This window comes from Streptomyces siamensis (assembly GCF_039543605.1).
In the GTDB taxonomy this organism is placed as follows: domain Bacteria; phylum Actinomycetota; class Actinomycetes; order Streptomycetales; family Streptomycetaceae; genus Streptomyces; species Streptomyces siamensis.
In genome coordinates this window covers 728,753-749,236 of record NZ_BAABKB010000002.1, presented here as the reverse complement: position 1 = coordinate 749,236, position 20,484 = coordinate 728,753, and the positions used below count along the sequence as shown (strand labels likewise).

The following is a 20,484-nucleotide window of genomic DNA, read 5'->3' as shown; positions in this document are numbered from 1 at the left end:
CCTTCCGGATCAGCAGGGCAGTTCGACCGTGACCACGGTAGGACCTCCCGGCGGGCTGTCACAGGTGAGCGTGCCGTCGACGGTACGGGCCCGGGTGCGCAGCCCGGTCAGGCCGGAGCCCGCGCCGATCACCGCTCCCCCGCGTCCGTCGTCGCGCACGGTCAGCCGCAACAGTCCGTCCCGGGCGGTCACGGTCACGGCGGCGGCGCTCGCCGCGCTGTGCTTGGCCGCGTTGGCGAGGAGCTCGGCGGCGCAGAAGTACGCGATCGACTCGACGGCCGGGCTGGGCCGGTCCGCGATGTCGGCCCGGACCTCGACGGGCAGGGCGCTGTCCGCGGCGAGGGTGGCCAGGGCGGTGTCGAGGCCCTGGTCGAGCACGGGCGGGTGGATGCCCTTGACGAGGTGACGCAGGTCGGCGATGGCCTGGGTGGCGTTGCCCTGCGCGGTGTCGACCACCGTGAGGATGTGCTGCGGGGTGGCTCCCGTGCCGATCAGCTCCTTGATCATCGTGAGGTGCATGGCGAGGCCGACGAGCCGGGCCTGGGTGCCGTCGTGCAGATCGCGTTCGATCCGGCGCAGGGTCGCCGCCGCGTCCTCGACGGCCTGCGCGCGGGTCTCCTCCAGGGTGCGGATGCGGCGGTCGGCGGCATCGGGTCCGAGCAGCGCGGTGAGCAGGGCGCGGTGCGGGGCGAGGGCGTGGCGCAGCAGCCAGGACGCGGTGGCGAGGAGCAGCAGCCCGAGGGTCACGGGGATCAGCCAGCGGGGCCAGGAGTCGACCTGGAAGCCGAAGAACTCCAGTGACACACGGTGCTCCGTGCCGTCCGGGGCCCGCCGGGTGTCGTAGTTCCAGTTCCTGAGCAGGGGATGCAGGGTCAGCAGGACGCCGTATACGTAGCCGATGACGACGGTGACGAGTCCGAAGACCGCGGTGAAGGGCGTCGCCAGCGCGCAGGCGACGGCGCGCCATCCGCCGCGGTCGGCGAGCAGGGCCCGGCGCCAGCCGAGGATGCCGCTGCCGGTGCGGCGCTGCGCGTCCTCGATCTCCAGCCCGAGCAGCCGCCGTGCCAGCGCGCGTTGCAGCCTGCCGAGCGCCAGCGCTCCGCGCACGGTGACGGCGATCAGCCACAGTCCGAGCGTGGTGATCGACAGGACGCCGCCGACCAGCAGCCCCACGAGAGTGAGGACGAAGCCGACGAGAGCGAGCGGGAAGGCGATCAGGCCGTAGAGGAGGGCCGCGAGGGCCCGCCGCCCGAACGGGAGGGCGAGCACGGCGCGGAGCTGCTTCATGGGATCAACCTAGAAGTCTCGGAGAGCCGGGGGTCTCGCGGGGCGGTCACGGCAGGAGGGCCGACGCGACACGGAGCTGGACGGCCGCCATGGCGCGGCCGAGCCAGGGCATGACCAGCAGGAAGCCGAGGCCGCCGACGACGGCGTGGAAGGCCCAGGCGCCGGCGAAGGTGGGCCCTCCCCAGGCGTCCGCGTAGTCGGAGCCGGCGCGCAGGGGCCAGCCCAGGTTCATCGGCACGAGGGACCAGCCGTACCCGGTGACGGCGAGGACCAGGAGGTTGAGGGGGGTCGCGAGGAGCGCGTGGGCGAGGCCGCCCGAGGAGCCGGCCGGGCGGGGGCCGAGGAAGCGGCGCAGCAGACCGCGCTGCCAGCGCCCGGTCGGAGCGCCCAGCAGCGACAGCGGCACGCACGCCACGCCGACCGGGAAGGCCAGCAGCGCGTAGGCGACGCGGCGCCATGTGCCCGCGGTGAAGGGTTCGCGGACGAACCGCCAGACGCGTACGGCGGTGTCGTCGTGTGCGGGCGGCGGCTGGAGTCCGCGGGTGGCGGTCATGGTGGTCCCCCTGTGGGTGAGCTGGTGTGGTCCGGCACCTCAAGGGTTGCGTGCGTGGGCGGCGCGTTCGATGGTGCCCGCACGGAGACCGGGGGTTCGGTCAACCCCACCTCCCCACTCCCGGCCCGGCCGGGCCGGGCCGGCCGAGGGTGCTCGATGATCTCGCCGCACGGCCGCGGACCCTCACCTCTGCTCCGGCGGGACGGGCGGCGGCCTCACACCCGCTGCCCGTCACGGCTCCGAGGCCTCACACCCGGGGTCCGGTCCACGACCCGAAGCCTCACACCCGGGGTCCGGTCCACGACCCGAAGCCTCACACCCGGGGTCCGGTACCGCTGAGGGCAGCGTTCCTCCCGGGAAACAGTCGTGATCCTGCCGGGTAACACCGGCACCGCACCGTGTGGTCATGACCTCGAATACGCGTGTGGTGGTGATCGGCGCCGGGCTCGCGGGCGTACGGCTCGCCCGGCGGCTCGCGGAGCTCGGCGCGTCCGGCGGCCCCGCTCTCGTCACTGCCGGCGGCCCCGCCGCACCCGTCGTGCCCGGCGTCTCCGTGGTGCTCGTGGGCGAGGAGGAGCACGCACCGTACAACCGCGTCCTGCTCGCCGAGGTCCTGGCCGGGCGGTACGCGCCCGAGGTGATCGCCCTCCCGGCGCCGGGCGGCCTGGTCCGCACCCGGGTCACCGGCATCGACCGGGCCGCGCGCACCCTGCGCTGCGCGGACGGCTCGCAGATCGCATACGACACGCTGGTCCTCGCGACGGGCTCGAACCCGGTCCTCCCGCCGCTGCGCGGACTGTTCGCGCAAGGCGGGCACGAACTTCCTGAGGGCGTCCACGCGTTCCGCACCATGGACGACTGCCTGGGCCTGTCGAAGGCCGTGCGGGAGGGCACCCGCGCCGTGGTGATCGGCGGCGGACTCCTCGGCGTCTCGGCCGCCCGCGCCCTCGCGGTGCGCGGTGCCCAGGTGGTGCTGGCACAGCAGTCCGAGCGGCTCATGGAGCGCCAGCTGGACCCGGCGGCCTCCCGCCTGGTCCACCGGCACCTCACCGGCCTCGGGGTGGAGGTGCACACCGAGTGCCGGGTGCGTGACGTGCGCTGTGTCGGCGGCGCGGTCCGTTCGGTGGAGATGGCCGACGGCTACGCCCTCGACGCCGACCTCGTGGTCCTCGCCTGCGGTGTCCACCCGCGTACGGGACTCGCCCAGCAGGCGGGGCTCGCGGTCCACAAGGGAATCCTCGTCGACGACGAACTGCGCACGTCCGACCCGCACATCCGGGCGATCGGCGACTGCGTCCAGTACGACGGGACGGTCTACGGTCTGGCCGCTCCGGCCCTCGAACAGGCGGACGTGCTGGCCGGGCTGATCGCCGCCGAGGCCGCGGGCGCGGACGGTCAGGGCGCCGCGGACGGCTCCGGCGCCCGGCACGCTCAGGGCGCCGCGGCGAGCTCCGCCGCCCGCTACACGGGGACCCGGTCGCTGACCCGGCTCACCCTCGCGGGCGGCCGCGCCCCCTTCGACCTCGCCGCGTTCGGCGAACCCGACCCCCGTCCCGGGGACGACGTCGTCCAGCTCACCGACGCCACCCGCGGCACCTACCGCAAGGTCGTCGTCCGCGACGACCGGGTGGTCGGCGGCGTGCTCGTCGGCGACCTGGGCACGGTCGGTGCCCTCGCCCGCGCCTGGGAGGGAGCGGAGCCGCTCCCCGGGGACGGCGCACCACTGCTCCACCTGCTCACCAACGACGGAGGCTCCTGATGTCCATGGACACCCCCACGATCGTGCTCGTCGGCCATGGCATGGTCGGCCAGCGCTTCCTCGAAGCGCTCGCCGAGCGCGGGCTGACCGCCACGCACCGCGTGGTCGTGCTCTGCGAGGAGCCCCGCCCGGCCTACGACCGGGTCCAGCTCACCTCGTACTTCTCGGGCCGCACCCCGGAGGAGCTCTCCCTCACCGAGACGGAGTTCATCGAGGAGCACGGCATCGAGCTGCACCTCGGCGACCCGGCCGAGTCGATCGACCGTGCGGCGCGGAAGGTCACGGCCCGCTCGGGTCTGACGGTCGCGTACGACACGCTCGTCCTGGCCACCGGCTCCTACCCCTTCGTCCCGCCGGTCCCCGGCAAGGACGCCGAGGGCTGCTTCGTCTACCGCACGATCGAGGACCTGCTGGCCATCGAGGAGTACGCGAAGGCGCGGGCCACGACCGGCGCGGTGGTCGGCGGCGGACTGCTCGGACTGGAGGCGGCCGGTGCCCTCAAGGGGCTCGGACTGTCCACGCACATCGTGGAGTTCGCGCCCCGGCTCATGCCGGTGCAGGTCGACGACGGTGGTGGCGCGGCGCTCCTGCGCACCATCGAGGACATGGGTCTGACGGTGCACACGGGCACCGGAACGCAGGAGATCGTCACCGGGGACGACGGCGCCGTGACCGGCATGAGGCTGTCCGACGGCTCCGAACTCCCCACGGACCTCGTGGTGTTCTCGGCGGGAGTGCGGCCCCGGGACCAGCTGGCCCGCGACACCGGGCTCGCGGTCGGTGAGCGCGGCGGCGTCACGGTCGACGCCCAGTGCCGCACCTCCGACCCGCGGGTGTTCGCGATCGGCGAGTGCGCCCTCGCCTCCGACGGCCGTGTGTACGGCCTGGTCGCGCCCGGTTACGAGATGGCCGAGACCGTCGCCGCCACGATCGCCGCCGACGAGGCGAGCTTCACCGGCGCCGACCTCTCCACCAAGCTCAAGCTCCTCGGCGTCGACGTCGCCTCCTTCGGCGACGCGCACGGTGCCACCGCGGACTGTCTCGACGTCGTCTATGCCGACTCGCGGTCGGGCACGTACAAGAAGCTGGTCATCGGCCGGGACGGCGAGCTGCTCGGCGGCATCCTGGTCGGTGACGCGGAGGCCTACGGCACGCTGCGCGCCCTGACCGGTTCGGTTCCTCCCGTCGCGCCCGAGCAACTGGTGCTGCCGGCGGGCGCGGGCGCGCCCGTGGCGCTCGGCCCTTCCGCGCTGCCCGACTCCGCGGTCGTCTGCTCCTGCCACAACGTCACCAAGGGCACGATCCGCGGCGCGGTCACCGAGCACTCCTGCACCACGGTGCCGGAGGTCAAGAAGTGCACCAAGGCGGGCACCGGGTGCGGTAGTTGCGTCAAGGTGCTCGGCCAGCTCGTCAACGACGAGCTGGAGGCGAGCGGGGTCGCGGTCGACCACGGGCTGTGCGGCTGCTTCGGGCAGACCCGCGAGGAGCTGTACGAGATCGTCCTCGCCCTGCGGATCACCTCGTACCAGATGCTGCTGGACCGGCACGGCCGCGAGGAGGCCCGTGGTGGCGAGGGGTGCGAGATCTGCAAGCCGGCCGTCGGTTCGATCATCGCCTCCCTCGCGCCGACCATCGGCGCCGACGGGTACGTCCTGGACGGTGAGCAGGCCGCGCTCCAGGACACCAACGACCACTTCCTCGCCAATCTCCAGAGGAACGGCTCGTACTCGATCGTCCCGCGCATCCCCGGCGGTGAGATCACTCCCGAGAAGCTCATCGTGATCGGCGAGGTGGCCCGGGACTTCGGGCTCTACACGAAGATCACCGGCGGCCAGCGCATCGACATGTTCGGCGCGCGCGTCGAGCAGCTGCCGCTGATCTGGGCGCGGCTGGTGGACGCCGGCTTCGAGTCCGGTCACGCGTACGGAAAGTCCCTGCGCACCGTCAAGTCCTGCGTGGGCCAGACCTGGTGCCGGTACGGCGTCCAGGACTCGGTGCGCATGGCGATCGACCTGGAGCTGCGGTACCGGGGGCTCAGGTCCCCGCACAAGCTCAAGTCGGCGGTGTCCGGCTGCGCCCGCGAGTGCGCCGAGGCGCAGTCCAAGGACTTCGGCGTGATCGCCACCTCCAACGGCTGGAACCTGTACGTCGGCGGCAACGGCGGTGCCACCCCGCGCCACGCGGATCTGCTCGCCCAGGACCTGAGCGACGCCGAACTCGTGCGCCTGATCGACCGGTTCCTGATGTTCTACATCCGCACCGCCGACCGGCTGGAGCGGACCTCGACCTGGCTGGAGCGGATCCCGGGCGGCCTCGACCACGTGCGGGACGTGGTGGTCCACGACTCGCTGGGCATCTGCGAGGAGCTGGAGTCGCTGATGTCGGCGCACGTGGCGAACTACCGCGACGAGTGGGCCGAGACCATCAACCACCCGGAGAAGCTGGCCCGGTTCGTGTCCTTCGTGAACGCCCCGGACACCCCCGACCCGGTCGTCGGGTTCATCCCCGAGCGCGACCAGATCAAGCCCGACCTGCCGCTGCTGACCATCGGCACCCGTCCCCAAGCTCTCGGCTCCGCTCGAGCAGGCGAGACCCCGTTCCTGGAAGGAAGCGCCCAGCGATGACCCTGGCACCCGAGACGACCACGGCCGTCAAGCTCCAGCTCCTGCTGGAGGACGGCTGGTTCACGGTCTGCGACCCGTCCCTGCTGACCCCGGGCCGCGGAGTCGCCGCGCTGCTGCCCGACGGCCGTCAGGTCGCGCTGTTCACCGACCGCGCGGGGCGGACGTACGCCGTCGACAACCGTGACCCGTTCACCGGCGCGGCGGTGCTCTCCCGCGGCCTGACCGGCACCCACCGGGGCCGCCCGTTCGTCGCCTCCCCGCTCCTCAAGCAGCGCTTCGACCTGGAGTCGGGACGCTGCCTGGACGACGACTCGGTCGGCGTGGCGGTGTACGAGGTGCGCGCCGCCTGAGCGGCCACCGCTCTTCTTGACCGATCGTTCTTGAATGACTTACGGTCACCTGCATGGCCAGGACCAAGGAGTTCGACCCGGACGCCGCGCTGCGGGCAGCCCTGGAGCTGTTCTGGCGGCGCGGCTACGAGGCGACCTCGATGGCCGACCTGGTGGAGCACCTCGGCATCGGCCGGGCGAGTCTGTACGCGACGTTCGGCAGCAAGCACGAGCTGTACCTGAAGGCGTTCGACCGGTACGAGCAGACGGGACTCACCCGGATCGTGCGGGAGTTGTCGCAGCCGGGCCCCGCGCTGCCGGCCGTACGGGCGGTCGTGCGGAGCTACGCGACCGAGGCCGCCCATGAGGAACTGCGCCGAAGCGGCTGCCTGGTCACCAACACGGCGGCCGAACTCGCCCCGCACGACCCGGCGTCCGCCCGGCGCGTCGAGCGCAACTGGGACCAGCTGGAGACCGTCCTGCACACGGCACTGGTGCGCGCCCAGGCCCAGGGCGAACTGCCCCCGGGCCGCGATCCGCTCGCCCTGGCCCGCATGCTCCTGGTCCTGATGCAGGGCCTGCGGGTGGTCGGCAAGGCCTCGTCGGACCCGGCCCGCGTCCAGGATGCGGCGGAACAGGCCCTGGCCCTGCTCGACTGAATTGCGCGCCCTCCTTCGGAGGGCCTTTTCTCGTCTTCATATTGAAACGATCGGTCAAAAAAGGGGAGATCATGACCACTCGGAGCACCGGCAACCGCTTCACCGACCGGACCGCCCTCGTCACGGGCGCCGGTTCCGGCATCGGCCGCACCACGGCGCTCGCCCTCGCCGCGGAGGGCGCCCGGGTCGTCGTGGCCGGACGGCGGGCGGAGCCCCTGGCCGAGACCGTCCGGCTGATCGAGGAGCAGGGCGGCAAGGCCCTCGCGGTGCCGGCGGACGTCTCCCGCGCCGCCGACGCGGAGGAGTTGGTCCGGGCCACCGTGGAGCACTTCGGCTCGCTCGACGTGGCGGTCAACAACGCGGGTGTCTTCCGGGGCGGCCGGCCCCTGGCCGACCTGGCGGAGGGCGACTGGCACACCCAGCTCGGCATCAACGTCACCGGCGTGTTCCTGGCCCTGCGGGCCGAGATCGCCCGGATGCGGACCCAGCCGTCGGGCGGCGCGATCGTCAACGTCTCCTCGACGTTCGGCGCGCACACGGCCTCCGCGGGTGCCGCCGCCTATTCCGCGACCAAGGCCGCCGTGACCGCGCTCAGCCGCGGTGCCGCCCTGGACCACATCCGGGAGGGTGTCCGCATCAACGTCGTCAGCCCGGGCGCCACCGCCACCACCATGTCGCTGCGTCCCGGTGAGACCGAGGCGGGTCGCGCGGAGCGGCTGCGGCACGACCTGCCGCTCGGCCGGGTGGCGCGGACCGAGGAGGCGGCCGCGGCGATCCTGTACCTGGCCTCGGACGACGCGGCCTCGACGGTCGGCACGGACCTGGTGCTCGACGGCGGCGGCTCGCTCTGACCCCGGGCCCACCCCGGGCCACGGGCCCACCCCGACCCACGGGCCCACCCCGACCCACGGGCCCACCCCGACCTACAGGCCCACCCCGACCCACGGGCCCACCCCGACCCACAGGCCCATCCCGACCCACGGGCCCATCCCGACCCACGGGCCCATCCCGACCCACAGGCCCGCCTCGGCCTACCGGCCGACCCTCTCGGCCCGGGTGTGCCGTGCGCTCGGGCCGTCGGCCGGGCGCGGGCCGTCACCCGGGCACGGTCCGCCACCCGGCGCGGGCGGGCCGGCAGGGCCCGGGCACCGTCCCGGCCGCGGGGCGGCTCCCGCGGCCGGTGGCGTCACGCCTCGATCGCGTCGTAGGTGACGCTCGTCAGCCGCTCCGAGGCGGCCCACAGTCGCTCCCCCGCCCGGTCGTCGCGGGTCCACGGCGCCCGCCACGACGGCGCGGGCGCGCCCCGCCACATCGCCAGCGACGGGCCGGTGAAGGAGTCGGGCGCCACCCGGGGCGCGGTGGCGGCGTACAGCGAGGGCAGCGCCCCGGCCTCGGCGCTCTGCGCGAAGAGCCGGTTGCCGGCCTCCATCAGCCGCTCGGCTCCCTTGCGGCCTTCCATCCTGGGCCCGGCGGCCTGGAGGTTGGTGGCGGCGTAGCCGGGGTGCGCGGCGGCCGCGACGACGTCCGAGCCGGCGGCGGCCAGCCGACGCGCCAGCTCGTGCGTGAACAGCAGGTTGGCGGTCTTGGAGCGGGCGTAGGCGATCCACTTGCGGTAGCGGCCGCGCTCGCTGTCCAGGTCGTCGATGTCGATGTTCGCCAGCGCGTGCACCATGCTCGACACGGTCACGATCCGCGCGCCGGGTGTCCGCAGCAGCGCGGGGAGCAGGAGCCCGGTGAGCGCGAAATGGCCGAGGTGGTTGACGCCGAACTGGGTCTCGAAGCCGTCGCCGGTGCGGCCCTCGGGCAGCGCCATGACCCCGGCGTTGTTGACGAGGAGGTCGAGCCGCTCGTACGCGCCGGCGTACCCGGCCGCGAACTCCCTGACGGAGGCCAACTCCCCGAGGTCCAGCGGCAGGAACTGCACGTCCGCCGCGGGCACTTCCGAGACGAGCCGCTCGCGGGCCGCGGTGCCGCGCGCCGCGCTCCGGCAGGCCAGGACGACCCGGGCGCCGCGCCGGGCCAGCTCCCGCGCGGTCACGAAGCCGAGGCCGCTGTTGGCCCCGGTGACCACCGCGGTGCGCCCGCTCTGGTCGGGGATGTCGCCCGCGTTCCACCCGGTCATGACGGATTCCCTCTCCGGTTCCCGCGCCCTCGACGATCACGGTCCACGCGCTCACGGTACGCGCCGTCCCGTCCCCGGGCAGGCGGAGAGGGCGGCACCCCCCGCACAGGGGTACCGCCCTCTCTTCGTGCACCGGGACCACCGCCGTCGGTGAGGGTCGGGGACCGACGGCGGTCCCGGGGCCGGGACAGGCCCTCAGGGCCTTGAGGGTGTCTTTCGGATCAGGTCGACCCTGGGCTGATCCGAACGAAGCCCCCTAGCGGTGGTCACTGCCCTTCGAGGAGGACGCCGCGCGCCCCGCCTCCAGGCGGGCCACCGGGATCCGGAACGGCGAGCAGGAGACGTAGTCGAGCCCGACCTCGTGGAAGAAGTGGACCGACTCGGGGTCGCCGCCGTGCTCGCCGCAGACGCCGAGCTTCAGGTCGGGGCGCGTCTCGCGGCCGGCCTTGGCCGCGGACTTCACCAGGGAGCCGACGCCGTCCCTGTCGATCGTCTCGAAGGGGGAGACTCCGAAGATGCCCTTCTCCAGGTAGGCCGTGAAGAAGGAGGCCTCCACGTCGTCCCGGCTGAAGCCCCACACGGTCTGCGTCAGGTCGTTCGTGCCGAAGGAGAAGAACTCGGCCGCCTCGGCGATCTGACCGGCGGTCAGCGCGGCGCGCGGCAGCTCGATCATCGTGCCGATGGCGAGCTTCAGCTCCGTACCGGTCGCTGCCTGCACCTCGGCGATGACCTGGTCGGCCTCCTCGCGGACGATCTCCAGCTCCTGGACGGTGCCGACGAGCGGGATCATGATCTCGGCGCGCGGGTCGCCCTTCGCGTTCTTGCGCTCGGCGGCGGCCTCCGCGATCGCCCTGACCTGCATCGTGAACAGACCGGGGATGACCAGGCCGAGGCGTACGCCACGCAGACCCAGCATCGGGTTCTGCTCGTGCAGGCGGTGCACCGCCTGGAGCAGCCGCAGCTCGTTCTCGTGCGGGTCCTTGCGGGACTCGGCGAGCGCGACGCGCACCGACAGCTCGGTGATGTCGGGCAGGAACTCGTGCAGCGGCGGGTCGAGCAGCCGGACGGTGACGGGCAGGCCGTCCATCGCGGAGAACAGCTCGACGAAGTCCTGCTTCTGGAGCGGGAGCAGCGCCTTGAGGGACTCCTCGCGCTCGGCGTCCGTGTCGGCCAGGATCAGCCGCTCGACCAGCTCGCGCCGGTCGCCGAGGAACATGTGCTCGGTGCGGCACAGGCCGATGCCCTGGGCGCCGAAGCGACGGGCGCGCAGCGCGTCCTCGGCGTTGTCGGCGTTGGCACGGACGCGCAGGCTGCGCTTGCGGTCGGCGAAGGCCATGATCCGGTGCACGGCCTCGACCAGCTCGTCGGCGTCGTTGGCGCCGGCGTGCATCCGGCCCTCGAAGTACTCGACGACCGGCGACGGGACGACGGGGACCTCACCGAGGTACACCTTGCCGCTGGAGCCGTCGATCGAGATGAGGTCGCCCTCCTCGACGACGTGCCCACCGGGCACGGTCATCCGGCGGCGCTTGGTGTCGACCTCCAGCTCCTCGGCGCCGCAGACACAGGTCTTGCCCATGCCGCGCGCGACGACGGCCGCGTGCGAGGTCTTGCCGCCGCGCGAGGTCAGGATGCCCTCGGCCGCGATCATGCCGTCGAGGTCGTCGGGGTTGGTCTCCCGGCGGACCAGGATGACCTTCTCCCCGGAACGCGACCACTTCACCGCGGTGTACGAGTCGAAGACCGCCTTGCCGACCGCCGCGCCCGGCGAGGCCGCGATGCCTCGGCCGACCTGCTCGACCTTCGCGTGCTCGTCGAAGCGCGGGAACATCAGCTGGGCGAGCTGGGCGCCGGTGACGCGCTGCAGCGCCTCGGCCTCGTCGATCAGACCCTGGTCCACCAGCTGCGTGGCGATACGGAAGGCCGCGCCCGCCGTGCGCTTGCCGACGCGGGTCTGGAGCATCCACAGCTGGCCGCGCTCGATGGTGAACTCGATGTCGCAGAGATCCTTGTAGTGGTTCTCCAGGGTCTCCATGATCTGCATCAGCTGGTCGTACGACTTCTTGTCGATCGACTCCAGCTCGGCGAGCGGGACCGTGTTGCGGATGCCCGCGACGACGTCCTCGCCCTGCGCGTTCTGCAGGTAGTCGCCGTACACGCCCTGGTGGCCGCTGGCGGGGTCACGGGTGAAGGCGACGCCGGTGCCGGAGTCCGGGCCCAGGTTGCCGAAGACCATGGAACAGATGTTGACGGCGGTGCCCAGGTCGTGCGGGATGCGCTCCTGGCGGCGGTACAGCTTCGCGCGGTCGCCGTTCCACGAGTCGAAGACCGCCTTGATGGCGAGGTCCATCTGCTCGCGCGGGTCCTGCGGGAAGTCGCGGCCGGCCTCGGTCTTGACGATCTTCTTGAACTTGGTGACGAGCTTCTTCAGGTCGGCCGCCTCGAGGTCGGTGTCGACCGTGACCTTCTTGGCGTCCTTCGCGGCGTCCAGCGCCTCCTCGAAGAGCTCACCGTCCACACCGAGGACCGTCTTGCCGAACATCTGGATGAGGCGGCGGTACGAGTCCCACGCGAAGCGGTCGTCGCCGGCCTGCTTGGCGAGGCCCTGGACCGACTTGTCGGAGAGGCCGATGTTCAGAACGGTGTCCATCATGCCCGGCATGGAGAACTTCGCCCCGGAGCGGACGGACACGAGCAGAGGGTTGTCGGCCTGGCCGAGCTTCTTGCCCATCTTCGTCTCGAGGGCTTCGAGGTGTGCACTCACCTCGTCACGCAGTGCCGCGGGCTCCTCGCCGCTGTCGAGGTACGTCTTGCACGCCTCGGTCGTGATCGTGAAACCCGGAGGGACGGGAAGACCCAGGTTGGTCATCTCGGCGAGGTTTGCACCCTTGCCGCCGAGGAGGTCCTTGAGGTCCTTGTTGCCCTCGGTGAAGTCATAAACGAACTTCACGCCTTCGACGCCGTTCTCGGCTACGTGAAGATCCTTGTTTTCCGACACGCGTCTCGACTCCTCGACGTCGCGGTGGCTGCCCTGACGGCGAGGAACATACCCAGATCGAAGGCGCCTGGGTACGTCCACTTGCGCGTCATGCGCCTGTAACCACTCGTCCGCCAGCAGATCGAAAGTCAAAGCTTGGCAAGCGCCGGGGCCCGGATGTTTTCACTTCTTGAACGCATGATCCTCCACGACCCCTCATGAGCGCTCACATGAGCGGGCTTCAGCACGCCTGAGTTCAATCGATGAACGATCAAGGGGTGGCACTGAGTGCCACCCCTTAGGGAAGTGCAGTCGCCCAAGATCCGCTCATCTGAGCAGTACCCCTATCAAGGGTGGCGAGAATCACGCCGATGAGGACGTCCGGATTTCACCATGCGGACCCGTTCGCGGACACGACACACGGCGGTCACACACCGAGCGCGGCCAGCCGCTCCTCGGCCCGCTCCGGCGCGTACAGGTGCTCCACGACCAGCGCACCCGCCCCCACCAGCCCCGCCCGCTCACCGAGCCGCGAGGTCACCACGTCCAGATGAGCGGTGGAACGGGGCAGCGCCCGCTGGTAGAGGAGCTCACGCACACCCGTGAGGAAGGGAGTTCCGGCCAAATCACCGGCGATCATCAGCACGCCGGGGTTGAGCAGCGTCACCACGGTGGCGAGCACGTCGCCGACCTGCCGTCCCGCCTCCCGCGCGAGCGCCATCGCCTCGGGATGTCCGGCCGCCAGCAGGTCCCGCACGTCCGAGCCGGACGCGGCGGGCACCCCCGCCTCGGCGAGCCGGCGCGCCACCGCGCCACCGCTCGCGACGGCGGCCAGGCAGCCGTACGAGCCGCACCGGCACAGCGCGTCGGCGCCCACCCGGATGTGCCCGATGTCGCCCGCGCCTCCGTCGACGCCCCGGTAGATGCTGCCGCCCACGACCATGCCCGCGCCTATCCCGGTGGAGACCTTGACCAGGGCGAACGCCGAGCAGTCCGGATAGCCGGTGCGCTGTTCGCCGTACGCCATGAGGTTGGCGTCGTTGTCCACGAGGACGGGGACCGCCGCCCGCCCGGCGCCCGGGGCCGTGCGGGGGCCGGCGTGTTCGGCGAAGGCACGGCCCAGGCGACCCCGTATGTCGTAGCCGTCCCAGCCCGGCATGATCGGCGGCTGCACCACGCGGCCGGTGTCGCTGTCGACCGGACCCGGCACCGCGAGGCCGATGCCGCACACCGCGTCCGCGCGCTGCCCGGCCACCTCCAGCAGGCCGGCGAACCAGCGCCCCAGTTCGTCCAGGACCGCCTCCGGACCCTCGTCGACCACCAGGACGCCCGTCCGCTCGGCCAGAATCTCGCCGGTCAGCGTGAGGAGGGCCGCCCGGCCGTGCCGGGTGTCGAGGTCGGCGGCCAGGACGACGGCGTGCTCGTCGTCGAACTCCAGAGTGATGGAGGGGCGGCCCCCGAGGGGCGAGTCGACGGGACCGCCGGCGCCCTCACGCAGCCAGCCCGCGCGGAAGAGCCGGTCGAGCCGCTGGCCGACCGTGGCGCGGGACAGACCGGTGGCCTGCTGGAGCGCACCTCGCGTGGTGGCCCTGCCGCTGCGCACCAGTTCGAGCAGATCTCCGGCGCTCGCCTGATGTGAGGCCTTCACGGTTCTCCCTGCCCTTCCCGTCACGCGCACCCCCTTGCGTTCCTCAACTCTGCATTACATATTGAGTTTTGCGTGTTAAATAGACGTAACCCTACGGTAGCCACTGCCGAACCGGTCGGCCGGACGTCTTCGGGGAGACCTGAGTGGACCGCACAACCCAGCTCACCGCCCTGCGCACGGGGACCGCCACCCCCCTGCACACCTCCGGCACTCCCGCACACGCCTCCGGCCCGCCACTCCCGCCCGGCACGGGCGGAATCTCCCGGTCCGGATCACTTGTATACGACCCTGCCGGTCCGGCCGGTTCCCTGCACCTCGGGGCCGCGCGCGTCCTCGACGACAACTGGACCGGCACGTCCACGGTGCCCTCGCGCGGCCTGTACCCGCACCAGTGGTCCTGGGACTCCGCGTTCATCGCGATCGGCCTGCGCCACCTGTCCCCGCTGCGTGCCCAGACGGAGTTGGAGACCCTGCTCGGCGCGCAGTGGGCCGACGGGCGCGTCCCGCACATCGTGTTCAACCCCTCCGTCCCGCTGGACGCGTACTTCCCGAGCCCCGACTTCTGGCGCTCCTCGACCGCGGGGCGCGCTGCGGGTGCCCCGCGCACCGTACAGACGTCGGGCATCGTGCAGCCACCGGTGCACGCGCTCGCCGTCTGGCTGGTGCACCGCGCGGACCCGGGGCTGTCGTGGGCGCGCGCGTTCCTCCCCCGGATGTATCCCCGCCTCGCGGCCTGGCACCGCTATCTCCTGCACCGCAGGGACCTGGGCGGCGGCGGCCTCGCCTCCGTGGTCCATCCCTGGGAGCAGGGCATGGACAACAGCCCCTGCTGGGACGCCCCGCTCAGCCGGGTGACCCCGGCGCCGGCCCGCTCCTTCCGCCGCGCCGACCTCGACCACGGGGCCGCCGAGGACCGGCCGACCGATCTCGACTACGGGCGGTACGTGCGGCTGGCCGCCGACTACCGGGACGGCGGATACGCGGACGGGGGCGGCGCGTTCGCCGTCGAGGACCCCGCGTTCAACGCGTTGCTGATCGCCTCCGAGCACGCGCTGGCGTGCATCGCGCAGGAGCTGGGCGCTGCGGGCACCGCCCGGCACGCCCGCGCCGAACGCCTCACGGCGGCCCTGGTGGAGCGGCTGTGGGACCCGGCGGCGGGCATGTTCTTCTGCCGGGACGTGCACGACGGGGGCGGGAGCGGTGCTCACGGCACGGAGCGGCGTTCGCGGAGCGGTGCTGACGGCACGGAGCGGCACTCACGAAGCAGTGCTCACGGCGCCGAGCGGCGCTCCGGGAGTGGAGCGCTGATCCGCGAGCGCAGTGTCGCCGGGCTGCTGCCGATCGTCCTGCCCGCGCTGCCGCGCGACATCGCCGCCGCCCTGGTCCGCACGGCGAGCGGCCCGCACTTCGGACTCGGCGGCGACACCCGGCTCGTACCGAGCTACGACCTCGCGGGGGACGCGTTCGACCCGCACCGGTACTGGCGCGGGCCGGCCTGGTTCAACACCAACTGGCTGCTGGAGCGCGGCCTGCGGCTGCACGGGGAGCACGCGCGGGCGGACGGTCTGCGGGCCGCGCTGCTCGACACCGCTCAGGAGTCCGGATTCGCTGAGTACGTGGACCCGTACACCGGCGAGGCCTGCGGAGCGCTCGGCTTCAGCTGGACGGCCGCGCTGACGCTCGATCTGCTGCACGACCCGTTCGGGGCGGACCGATTCGTGTCCCCGGCGGGCCGCGACGCGTTCGACAGGACACAGGGCGCAACACCACACGACACGACGGCACACAGCGCATGCGACACGGGCGCCAAGGGAGGAGACCGGGGATGACGGACCGGCATCATCTGCTCGTGCACGGTGGGACGTTCGCCGCCGTGGGCGACGGCGGGGACATCAGCGGCGTGCGGGGCGGCAGCTCGCCGGACGGGTTGTTCGTCCGGGACGCCCGGCACCTCAGCCGCTGGCAGCTGACCGTCGACGGCGCGGTGCCCGAGGCGCTCACGCCGGTCGCGGACGGCGACACGGCACGCTGCGTGCTGGTGCCTCGCGGCGGGCGCACGGAGCCGCCCGCCTGCACGCTCTTCCGCGAACAGGCGGTCTCCGAGGGCGCGTTCGTGGAGGCGCTGCGCGTCACCAGCAACCGTCCGACGCCCACCACGGTCCGCATCGCGGTCACCGCGGACGCCGACTTCACCGACCAGTTCGAACTGCGCTCCGACCACCGCACGTACGCGAAGACGGGCGTGGTGCGACAGCGTCAGGTCCTCGACGACGGCGTGGAGTTCAGCTACCGGCGCGGTGAGTGGCGGTCGTGCACGACGGTCACCTCCGAGCCCGCGCCGGACGGTGTGGAGGAGACGGGCACGGGCGCCCGCCGCCTCGTGTGGACGCTCGAACTCGAGCCGCACGGTTCGGCGGAGCTGGCGCTGCGCGTCGCCGCCCGTCCGCACGGCGCCGTCGTGGCACCGCGGGTGCCGCTGTCCCCCGCCGCCGCCAACGAGCAACTGCTGGAACTCGAGGGGCAGTTCGCGGAAGGGGTGCCTTTCCCGACCGGCTGGCCGGAGTTGGCCGCGGCCTGTGCGCGCGGACTGTCCGACCTGGCCGTGCTCCAGGTCCCGGCGACGGGTCCGGACGGCGAGGAGCTGCGGGTGCCCGCGGCCGGAGTCCCGTGGTTCCTCACCCTGCTGGGCCGGGACGCCCTGCTGACCTCGCTCTTCGCCCTGCCGTACCGTCCCGGGCTCGCCGCCGCCACGCTGCCCGCGCTCGCCGCGACCCAGGCGACGGAGACGGGCGCCGGCGCGGTGGCCCAGCCCGGCAAGATCGTGCACGAGGTGCGGCACGGCGAACTGGCGCACTTCGGGCAGGTGCCGTACGGGCGGTACTACGGCTCGGTCGACGCGACTCCGCTGTTCCTGGTGCTGCTCGGCGCGTACACGGAGCAGACCGGCGACATGGCGCCGGCCCGCCGCCTGGAGGCCAACGCCCGGGCGGCGATCGGCTGGATGCTCGACCACGGCGGTCTGACCTCGCGCGGCTATCTCGTCTACCGCGCGGACGGGGGCGGCCTCGCCAACCAGAACTGGAAGGACTCGCCGGGGGCGATCTGCTCGGCCGACGGCAGCCGCCCCACCGGCCCGGTGATGGCGGCGGGCGCGCAGGGGTACGCGTACGACGCCCTGCGCCGGACCGCGCAACTGGCGCGCACCGTCTGGGACGACGAGGTCTACGCGGCCCTGCTGGAACAGGCCGCCGCCGATCTGCGCGACCGCTTCCAGCGGGACTTCTGGATGTCCGAGCACGGCTTCCCCGCGCTGGCGCTGGACGGCGACGGTCGGCATGTCGACGCGCTCGCCTCGGACGCGGGTCATCTCCTGTGGTCCGGTCTGCTGGACAAGGAGTACGGCGAGCTGGTGGGCCGCCGCCTCCTCGAACCGGACTTCTTCTCCGGCTGGGGCGTACGCACGCTCGCCGCGGGGCAGCCCGCGTACCACCCGATGTCGTACCACCGTGGTTCGGTCTGGCCGCACGACAACGCGCTGATCACGCTGGGGCTGGCCCGCTACGGCCTGCACGACGAGGCCCGCACGGTCGCGCACGGGCTGGTCGACGCGGCCACCGCCGCCGGGCACCGGCTTCCCGAGGTCCTCGCCGGTTACGGCCGTGACACGCATCGTGAGCCGGTGCCGTACCCGCACGCGTGCGTACGGGAGTCGAGGTCGGCGGCGGCTCCGCTGGCGCTGCTCACCGCCGTGGGAGGTGCGTAGCGCGGGCCGGCCGGCCGCGGGCGCACGGACCGGGTCAGCCCCCGGACGTGTCCAGTTCCGCGTCCTCGCCGATCCCCGCGCAGTCGTACGGGTCCTTCAGCCAGCCGTCCGGCAGGACGACCCTGTTGTTGCCGGAGGTGCGGCCGCGGGGCCCGTCCGCGCCGGCGGGCCAGGGCTGGTCGAGGTCCAGCTCGGCGAGCCCTTCGGAGAGTTCGGCGAGCGACGAGGTGATCGCGAGGCGCTTGCGCATCTCGGAGCCGACCGCGAAGCCCTTCAGGTACCAGGCGACGTGCTTGCGGAAGTCGATGACACCGCGGGCCTCGTCGCCGATCCACTCGCCGAGCAGGGTCGCGTGGCGGACCATGACGTCCGCGACCTCGCGCAGCGTCGGCCGGGCGAACTCCGCGCGCCCCTCGAAGGCGGCCACCAGGTCGCCGAAGAGCCAGGGCCGGCCGAGGCAGCCGCGGCCCACGACGACGCCGTCGCAGCCGGTCTCGCGGACCATCCGGATCGCGTCCTCGGCGGACCAGATGTCGCCGTTGCCGAGGACGGGGATCTCCGGCACGTGCTCCTTGAGGCGGGCGATGGCGTCCCAGTCCGCCGTGCCGCCGTAGTGCTGTGCGGCGGTCCGGCCGTGCAGCGCGATCGCCGTGACGCCTTCCTCGACGGCGATCCGCCCGGCGTCCAGGAAGGTGATGTGGTCGTCGTCGATGCCCTTGCGCATCTTCATGGTGACCGGGAGGTCGCCGGCGCCGGTGACGGCCTCGCGCAGGATCGCCCGCAGCAGGTTCCGCTTGTACGGGAGGGCGGAGCCGCCGCCCTTGCGGGTCACCTTCGGGACCGGGCAGCCGAAGTTCAGGTCGATGTGGTCGGCGAGGTCCTCCTCCGCGATCATGCGGACGGCCTTGCCGACGGTGGCGGGGTCCACGCCGTACAGCTGGATCGAGCGCGGCTTCTCGGTCGCGTCGAAGTGGATCAGCTGCATGGTCTTCTCGTTGCGCTCGACCAGCGCCCGCGTGGTGATCATCTCGCTGACGAACAGGCCCTTGCCGCCGCTGAACTCGCGGCACAGGGTGCGGAACGGCGCGTTCGTGATCCCGGCCATGGGCGCGAGGACGACGGGCGGCTGCACCGTGTGGGGGCCGATCGACAGAGGGGACGCGGGGGTGAGGGTGGGCGTGGACATTCCCCCATTGTCGCGTACGCCGGCGGGTGCTCGTACGGGGATCCGGTCTCCCCTCGCGGCCAAGATCGTGTACCAGTCATTAGTTAGACACACTATTGAAAACGGCGTACGCTGGACGGATGCCCGAGCTCAGCCACCGCCACCGGATGCTGGTGCTCGCGATCTGCTGCATGAGCCTGCTGATCGTGAGCCTGGACAACACGGTCCTGAACGTCGCCCTCCCCTCGATGCAGCGGGAACTGCACGCCGACGTCGCGGGCCTGCAGTGGACCATCGACGCCTACACCCTGGTCCTCGCCTCGCTGCTGATGCTCGCGGGCTCGACCGCCGACCGCATCGGCCGCCGCAAGGTCTTCACCGCGGGCCTGGTGATCTTCACTCTCGGTTCGGTCCTGTGCTCCCTCGCCCCGAACCTCGAATCCCTCGTCGTCTTCCGCATGGTGCAGGCGGTCGGCGGTTCGATGCTCAACCCGGTGGCGATGTCGATCATCACCAACACCTTCACCGACCCGCGCGAGCGCGCCCGGGCGATCGGCGCGTGGGGCGGTGTCGTGGGCATCTCCATGGCCGCAGGACCCCTGGTCGGCGGCCTCCTCGTCGACTCGGTCGGCTGGCGCTCGATCTTCTGGATCAACCTCCCGGTCGGCCTCGCGGCGCTGCTGCTCACCCTGCGCTTCGTCCCCGAGTCCCGCGCCCCCAAGGCCCGTCGCCCCGACCCGGTCGGACAGCTGCTGGTCATCGCGCTGCTCGGCTCGCTGACGTACGCGATCATCGAGGCGCCCAGCTCCGGCGCCCCGAAGACCCTCGCCTTCGGCGCGATCGCCGTCGCCGCGCTGCTCGGCCTCCTGTGGTTCGAGCCGCGGCGGGCCGAGCCCCTCATCGATCTGCGCTTCTTCCGCTCCGCGCCGTTCAGCGGGGCCACGGTGATAGCCGTCAGCGCGTTCGCCGCGCTCAGCGGCTTCCTCTTCCTGTCGACGCTCTACCTGCAGAACGTTCGCGGTCTGGACGCGCTGCACGCCGGTCTGTGGATGCTGCCGATGGCCGCCCTGTGCTTCGTCTGCGCCCCCCTGTCGGGACGGGTGGTCGGCAGCCGGGGACCGCGCCTGCCGCTGCTGATCGCCGGCGTGGCGATGTCCGTGAGCGGAGTCCTGTTCGCGGCCTTCGAGGCCGAGACCTCGAACGTCACGCTCGTCGTCGGCTACGTCCTGTTCGGGCTCGGCTTCGGTTTCGTCAACGCGCCCATCACCAACACCGCCGTCTCCGGCATGCCCCGCTCCCAGGCGGGCGTCGCCGCCGCCGTCGCCTCGACCAGCCGTCAGATCGGCGGCACCCTCGGGGTCGCCGTGGTCGGCGCCGTGCTGGCGTCGGGGGTGCGGGGGGCGGCCTACCGGGACGCCTTCGTGTCGGCCGCCCGGCCCGGCTGGTGGATCATCGCCGCGTGCGGCCTCGCGGTCCTCGTCCTCGGCGCCCTGACCAGTGGACGCTGGGCCCGCAGGACGGCCGAGGACACGGCCGCGCGGCTGGTGTCGGAAGAGTCCCCGGAGGTACGGGACCCGGCGGGCGCACGCGCCTAGTGC

Annotated in this window: 14 protein-coding genes; 8 read left to right on the top strand and 6 right to left on the bottom strand. The window is 72.6% G+C overall.

Features of this window, described 5'->3' with window-relative positions; translation table 11 throughout:
- Window positions 1–9: 9 nt before the first annotated feature.
- Complete coding sequence (locus ABEB03_RS05990) at window positions 10–1,287, bottom strand: sensor histidine kinase (protein WP_345642275.1); 1,278 nt, start codon at window positions 1,285–1,287, stop codon at window positions 10–12.
- A 46-nt stretch (window positions 1,288–1,333) separates the two neighbouring features.
- A complete protein-coding gene (locus ABEB03_RS05985) occupies window positions 1,334–1,840 on the bottom strand; it encodes a hypothetical protein (protein WP_345642271.1) in 507 nt (168 codons plus the stop codon).
- Between the two features lie 406 nt (window positions 1,841–2,246).
- Here ABEB03_RS05985 and ABEB03_RS05980 point away from each other — a divergent pair, with 406 nt between their 5' ends.
- The 5 genes from ABEB03_RS05980 (at window position 2,247) to ABEB03_RS05960 (ending at window position 8,062) form a co-directional block, all read left to right on the top strand.
- Window positions 2,247–3,599, top strand: coding sequence for an NAD(P)/FAD-dependent oxidoreductase (locus tag ABEB03_RS05980; protein WP_345642266.1), 1,353 nt, complete (start codon window positions 2,247–2,249; stop codon window positions 3,597–3,599).
- Window positions 3,599–6,223, top strand: coding sequence for a nitrite reductase large subunit NirB (nirB, locus tag ABEB03_RS05975; RefSeq protein ID WP_345642263.1), 2,625 nt, complete (start codon window positions 3,599–3,601; stop codon window positions 6,221–6,223). The genes ABEB03_RS05980 and nirB overlap by 1 nt, the downstream gene beginning before the upstream one ends.
- Window positions 6,220–6,573 carry a nitrite reductase small subunit NirD gene (gene nirD, locus ABEB03_RS05970; RefSeq protein ID WP_345642261.1) on the top strand — a complete coding sequence of 118 codons (354 nt, stop codon included), beginning with the start codon at window positions 6,220–6,222 and terminating at the stop codon, window positions 6,571–6,573. Before nirB ends, nirD begins: the two co-directional genes overlap by 4 nt.
- Window positions 6,574–6,626: 53 nt before the next feature.
- On the top strand, window positions 6,627–7,211 hold the full coding sequence (locus ABEB03_RS05965; RefSeq protein ID WP_345642259.1) for a TetR/AcrR family transcriptional regulator: 585 nt from the start codon (window positions 6,627–6,629) through the stop codon (window positions 7,209–7,211).
- 71 nt (window positions 7,212–7,282) lie between these two features.
- The gene (locus ABEB03_RS05960; RefSeq protein ID WP_345642256.1) at window positions 7,283–8,062 is read left to right on the top strand and encodes an SDR family NAD(P)-dependent oxidoreductase; all 780 of its coding nucleotides are present in this window, start codon (window positions 7,283–7,285) and stop codon (window positions 8,060–8,062) included.
- A gap of 335 nt (window positions 8,063–8,397) precedes the next feature.
- Here ABEB03_RS05960 and ABEB03_RS05955 read toward each other — a convergent pair whose 3' ends face one another.
- The 3 genes from ABEB03_RS05955 to ABEB03_RS05945 all read right to left on the bottom strand — a co-directional run bounded on the left by ABEB03_RS05955 (window position 8,398) and on the right by ABEB03_RS05945 (window position 13,988).
- On the bottom strand, window positions 8,398–9,333 hold the full coding sequence (locus ABEB03_RS05955; RefSeq protein WP_345642253.1) for an oxidoreductase: 936 nt from the start codon (window positions 9,331–9,333) through the stop codon (window positions 8,398–8,400).
- Between the two features lie 256 nt (window positions 9,334–9,589).
- Window positions 9,590–12,331, bottom strand: a complete 2,742-nt coding sequence (gene ppdK / locus ABEB03_RS05950) for a pyruvate, phosphate dikinase (RefSeq protein WP_425589188.1) — start codon at window positions 12,329–12,331, stop codon at window positions 9,590–9,592.
- A gap of 406 nt (window positions 12,332–12,737) precedes the next feature.
- The gene (locus ABEB03_RS05945) at window positions 12,738–13,988 is read right to left on the bottom strand and encodes an ROK family protein (protein WP_345642250.1); all 1,251 of its coding nucleotides are present in this window, start codon (window positions 13,986–13,988) and stop codon (window positions 12,738–12,740) included.
- A 113-nt stretch (window positions 13,989–14,101) separates the two neighbouring features.
- Here ABEB03_RS05945 and ABEB03_RS05940 point away from each other — a divergent pair, with 113 nt between their 5' ends.
- Together ABEB03_RS05940 and ABEB03_RS05935 are read left to right on the top strand one after the other, a co-directional pair.
- On the top strand, window positions 14,102–15,787 hold the full coding sequence (locus ABEB03_RS05940; protein ID WP_425589187.1) for an MGH1-like glycoside hydrolase domain-containing protein: 1,686 nt from the start codon (window positions 14,102–14,104) through the stop codon (window positions 15,785–15,787).
- Window positions 15,784–17,721, top strand: coding sequence for an amylo-alpha-1,6-glucosidase (locus ABEB03_RS05935; RefSeq protein ID WP_345642247.1), 1,938 nt, complete (start codon window positions 15,784–15,786; stop codon window positions 17,719–17,721). The genes ABEB03_RS05940 and ABEB03_RS05935 overlap by 4 nt, the downstream gene beginning before the upstream one ends.
- Window positions 17,722–17,755: 34 nt before the next feature.
- Here ABEB03_RS05935 and dusB read toward each other — a convergent pair whose 3' ends face one another.
- Window positions 17,756–18,907, bottom strand: coding sequence for a tRNA dihydrouridine synthase DusB (dusB, locus tag ABEB03_RS05930; RefSeq protein ID WP_345642243.1), 1,152 nt, complete (start codon window positions 18,905–18,907; stop codon window positions 17,756–17,758).
- Between the two features lie 119 nt (window positions 18,908–19,026).
- Between dusB and ABEB03_RS05925 the strand changes: the two genes are divergently transcribed.
- Window positions 19,027–20,481 (top strand): MFS transporter, encoded by a 1,455-nt coding sequence (locus ABEB03_RS05925; protein ID WP_345642238.1) that lies wholly within the window; start codon window positions 19,027–19,029, stop codon window positions 20,479–20,481.
- Window positions 20,482–20,484: the final 3 nt, after the last annotated feature.

What these genes read in the sequence shown, in the direction of transcription:
- ABEB03_RS05990 (WP_345642275.1), bottom strand. Translation starts at nt 1,287, where the DNA reads ATGAAGCAGCTCCGCGCCGTGCTCGCCCTCCCGTTCGGGCGGCGGGCC.
- ABEB03_RS05985 (WP_345642271.1), bottom strand. Translation starts at nt 1,840, where the DNA reads ATGACCGCCACCCGCGGACTCCAGCCGCCGCCCGCACACGACGACACC.
- ABEB03_RS05980 (WP_345642266.1), top strand. Translation starts at nt 2,247, where the DNA reads ATGACCTCGAATACGCGTGTGGTGGTGATCGGCGCCGGGCTCGCGGGC.
- nirB (WP_345642263.1), top strand. Translation starts at nt 3,599, where the DNA reads ATGTCCATGGACACCCCCACGATCGTGCTCGTCGGCCATGGCATGGTC.
- nirD (WP_345642261.1), top strand. Translation starts at nt 6,220, where the DNA reads ATGACCCTGGCACCCGAGACGACCACGGCCGTCAAGCTCCAGCTCCTG.
- ABEB03_RS05965 (WP_345642259.1), top strand. Translation starts at nt 6,627, where the DNA reads ATGGCCAGGACCAAGGAGTTCGACCCGGACGCCGCGCTGCGGGCAGCC.
- ABEB03_RS05960 (WP_345642256.1), top strand. Translation starts at nt 7,283, where the DNA reads ATGACCACTCGGAGCACCGGCAACCGCTTCACCGACCGGACCGCCCTC.
- ABEB03_RS05955 (WP_345642253.1), bottom strand. Translation starts at nt 9,333, where the DNA reads ATGACCGGGTGGAACGCGGGCGACATCCCCGACCAGAGCGGGCGCACC.
- ABEB03_RS05935 (WP_345642247.1), top strand. Translation starts at nt 15,784, where the DNA reads ATGACGGACCGGCATCATCTGCTCGTGCACGGTGGGACGTTCGCCGCC.
- dusB (WP_345642243.1), bottom strand. Translation starts at nt 18,907, where the DNA reads ATGTCCACGCCCACCCTCACCCCCGCGTCCCCTCTGTCGATCGGCCCC.
- ABEB03_RS05925 (WP_345642238.1), top strand. Translation starts at nt 19,027, where the DNA reads ATGCCCGAGCTCAGCCACCGCCACCGGATGCTGGTGCTCGCGATCTGC.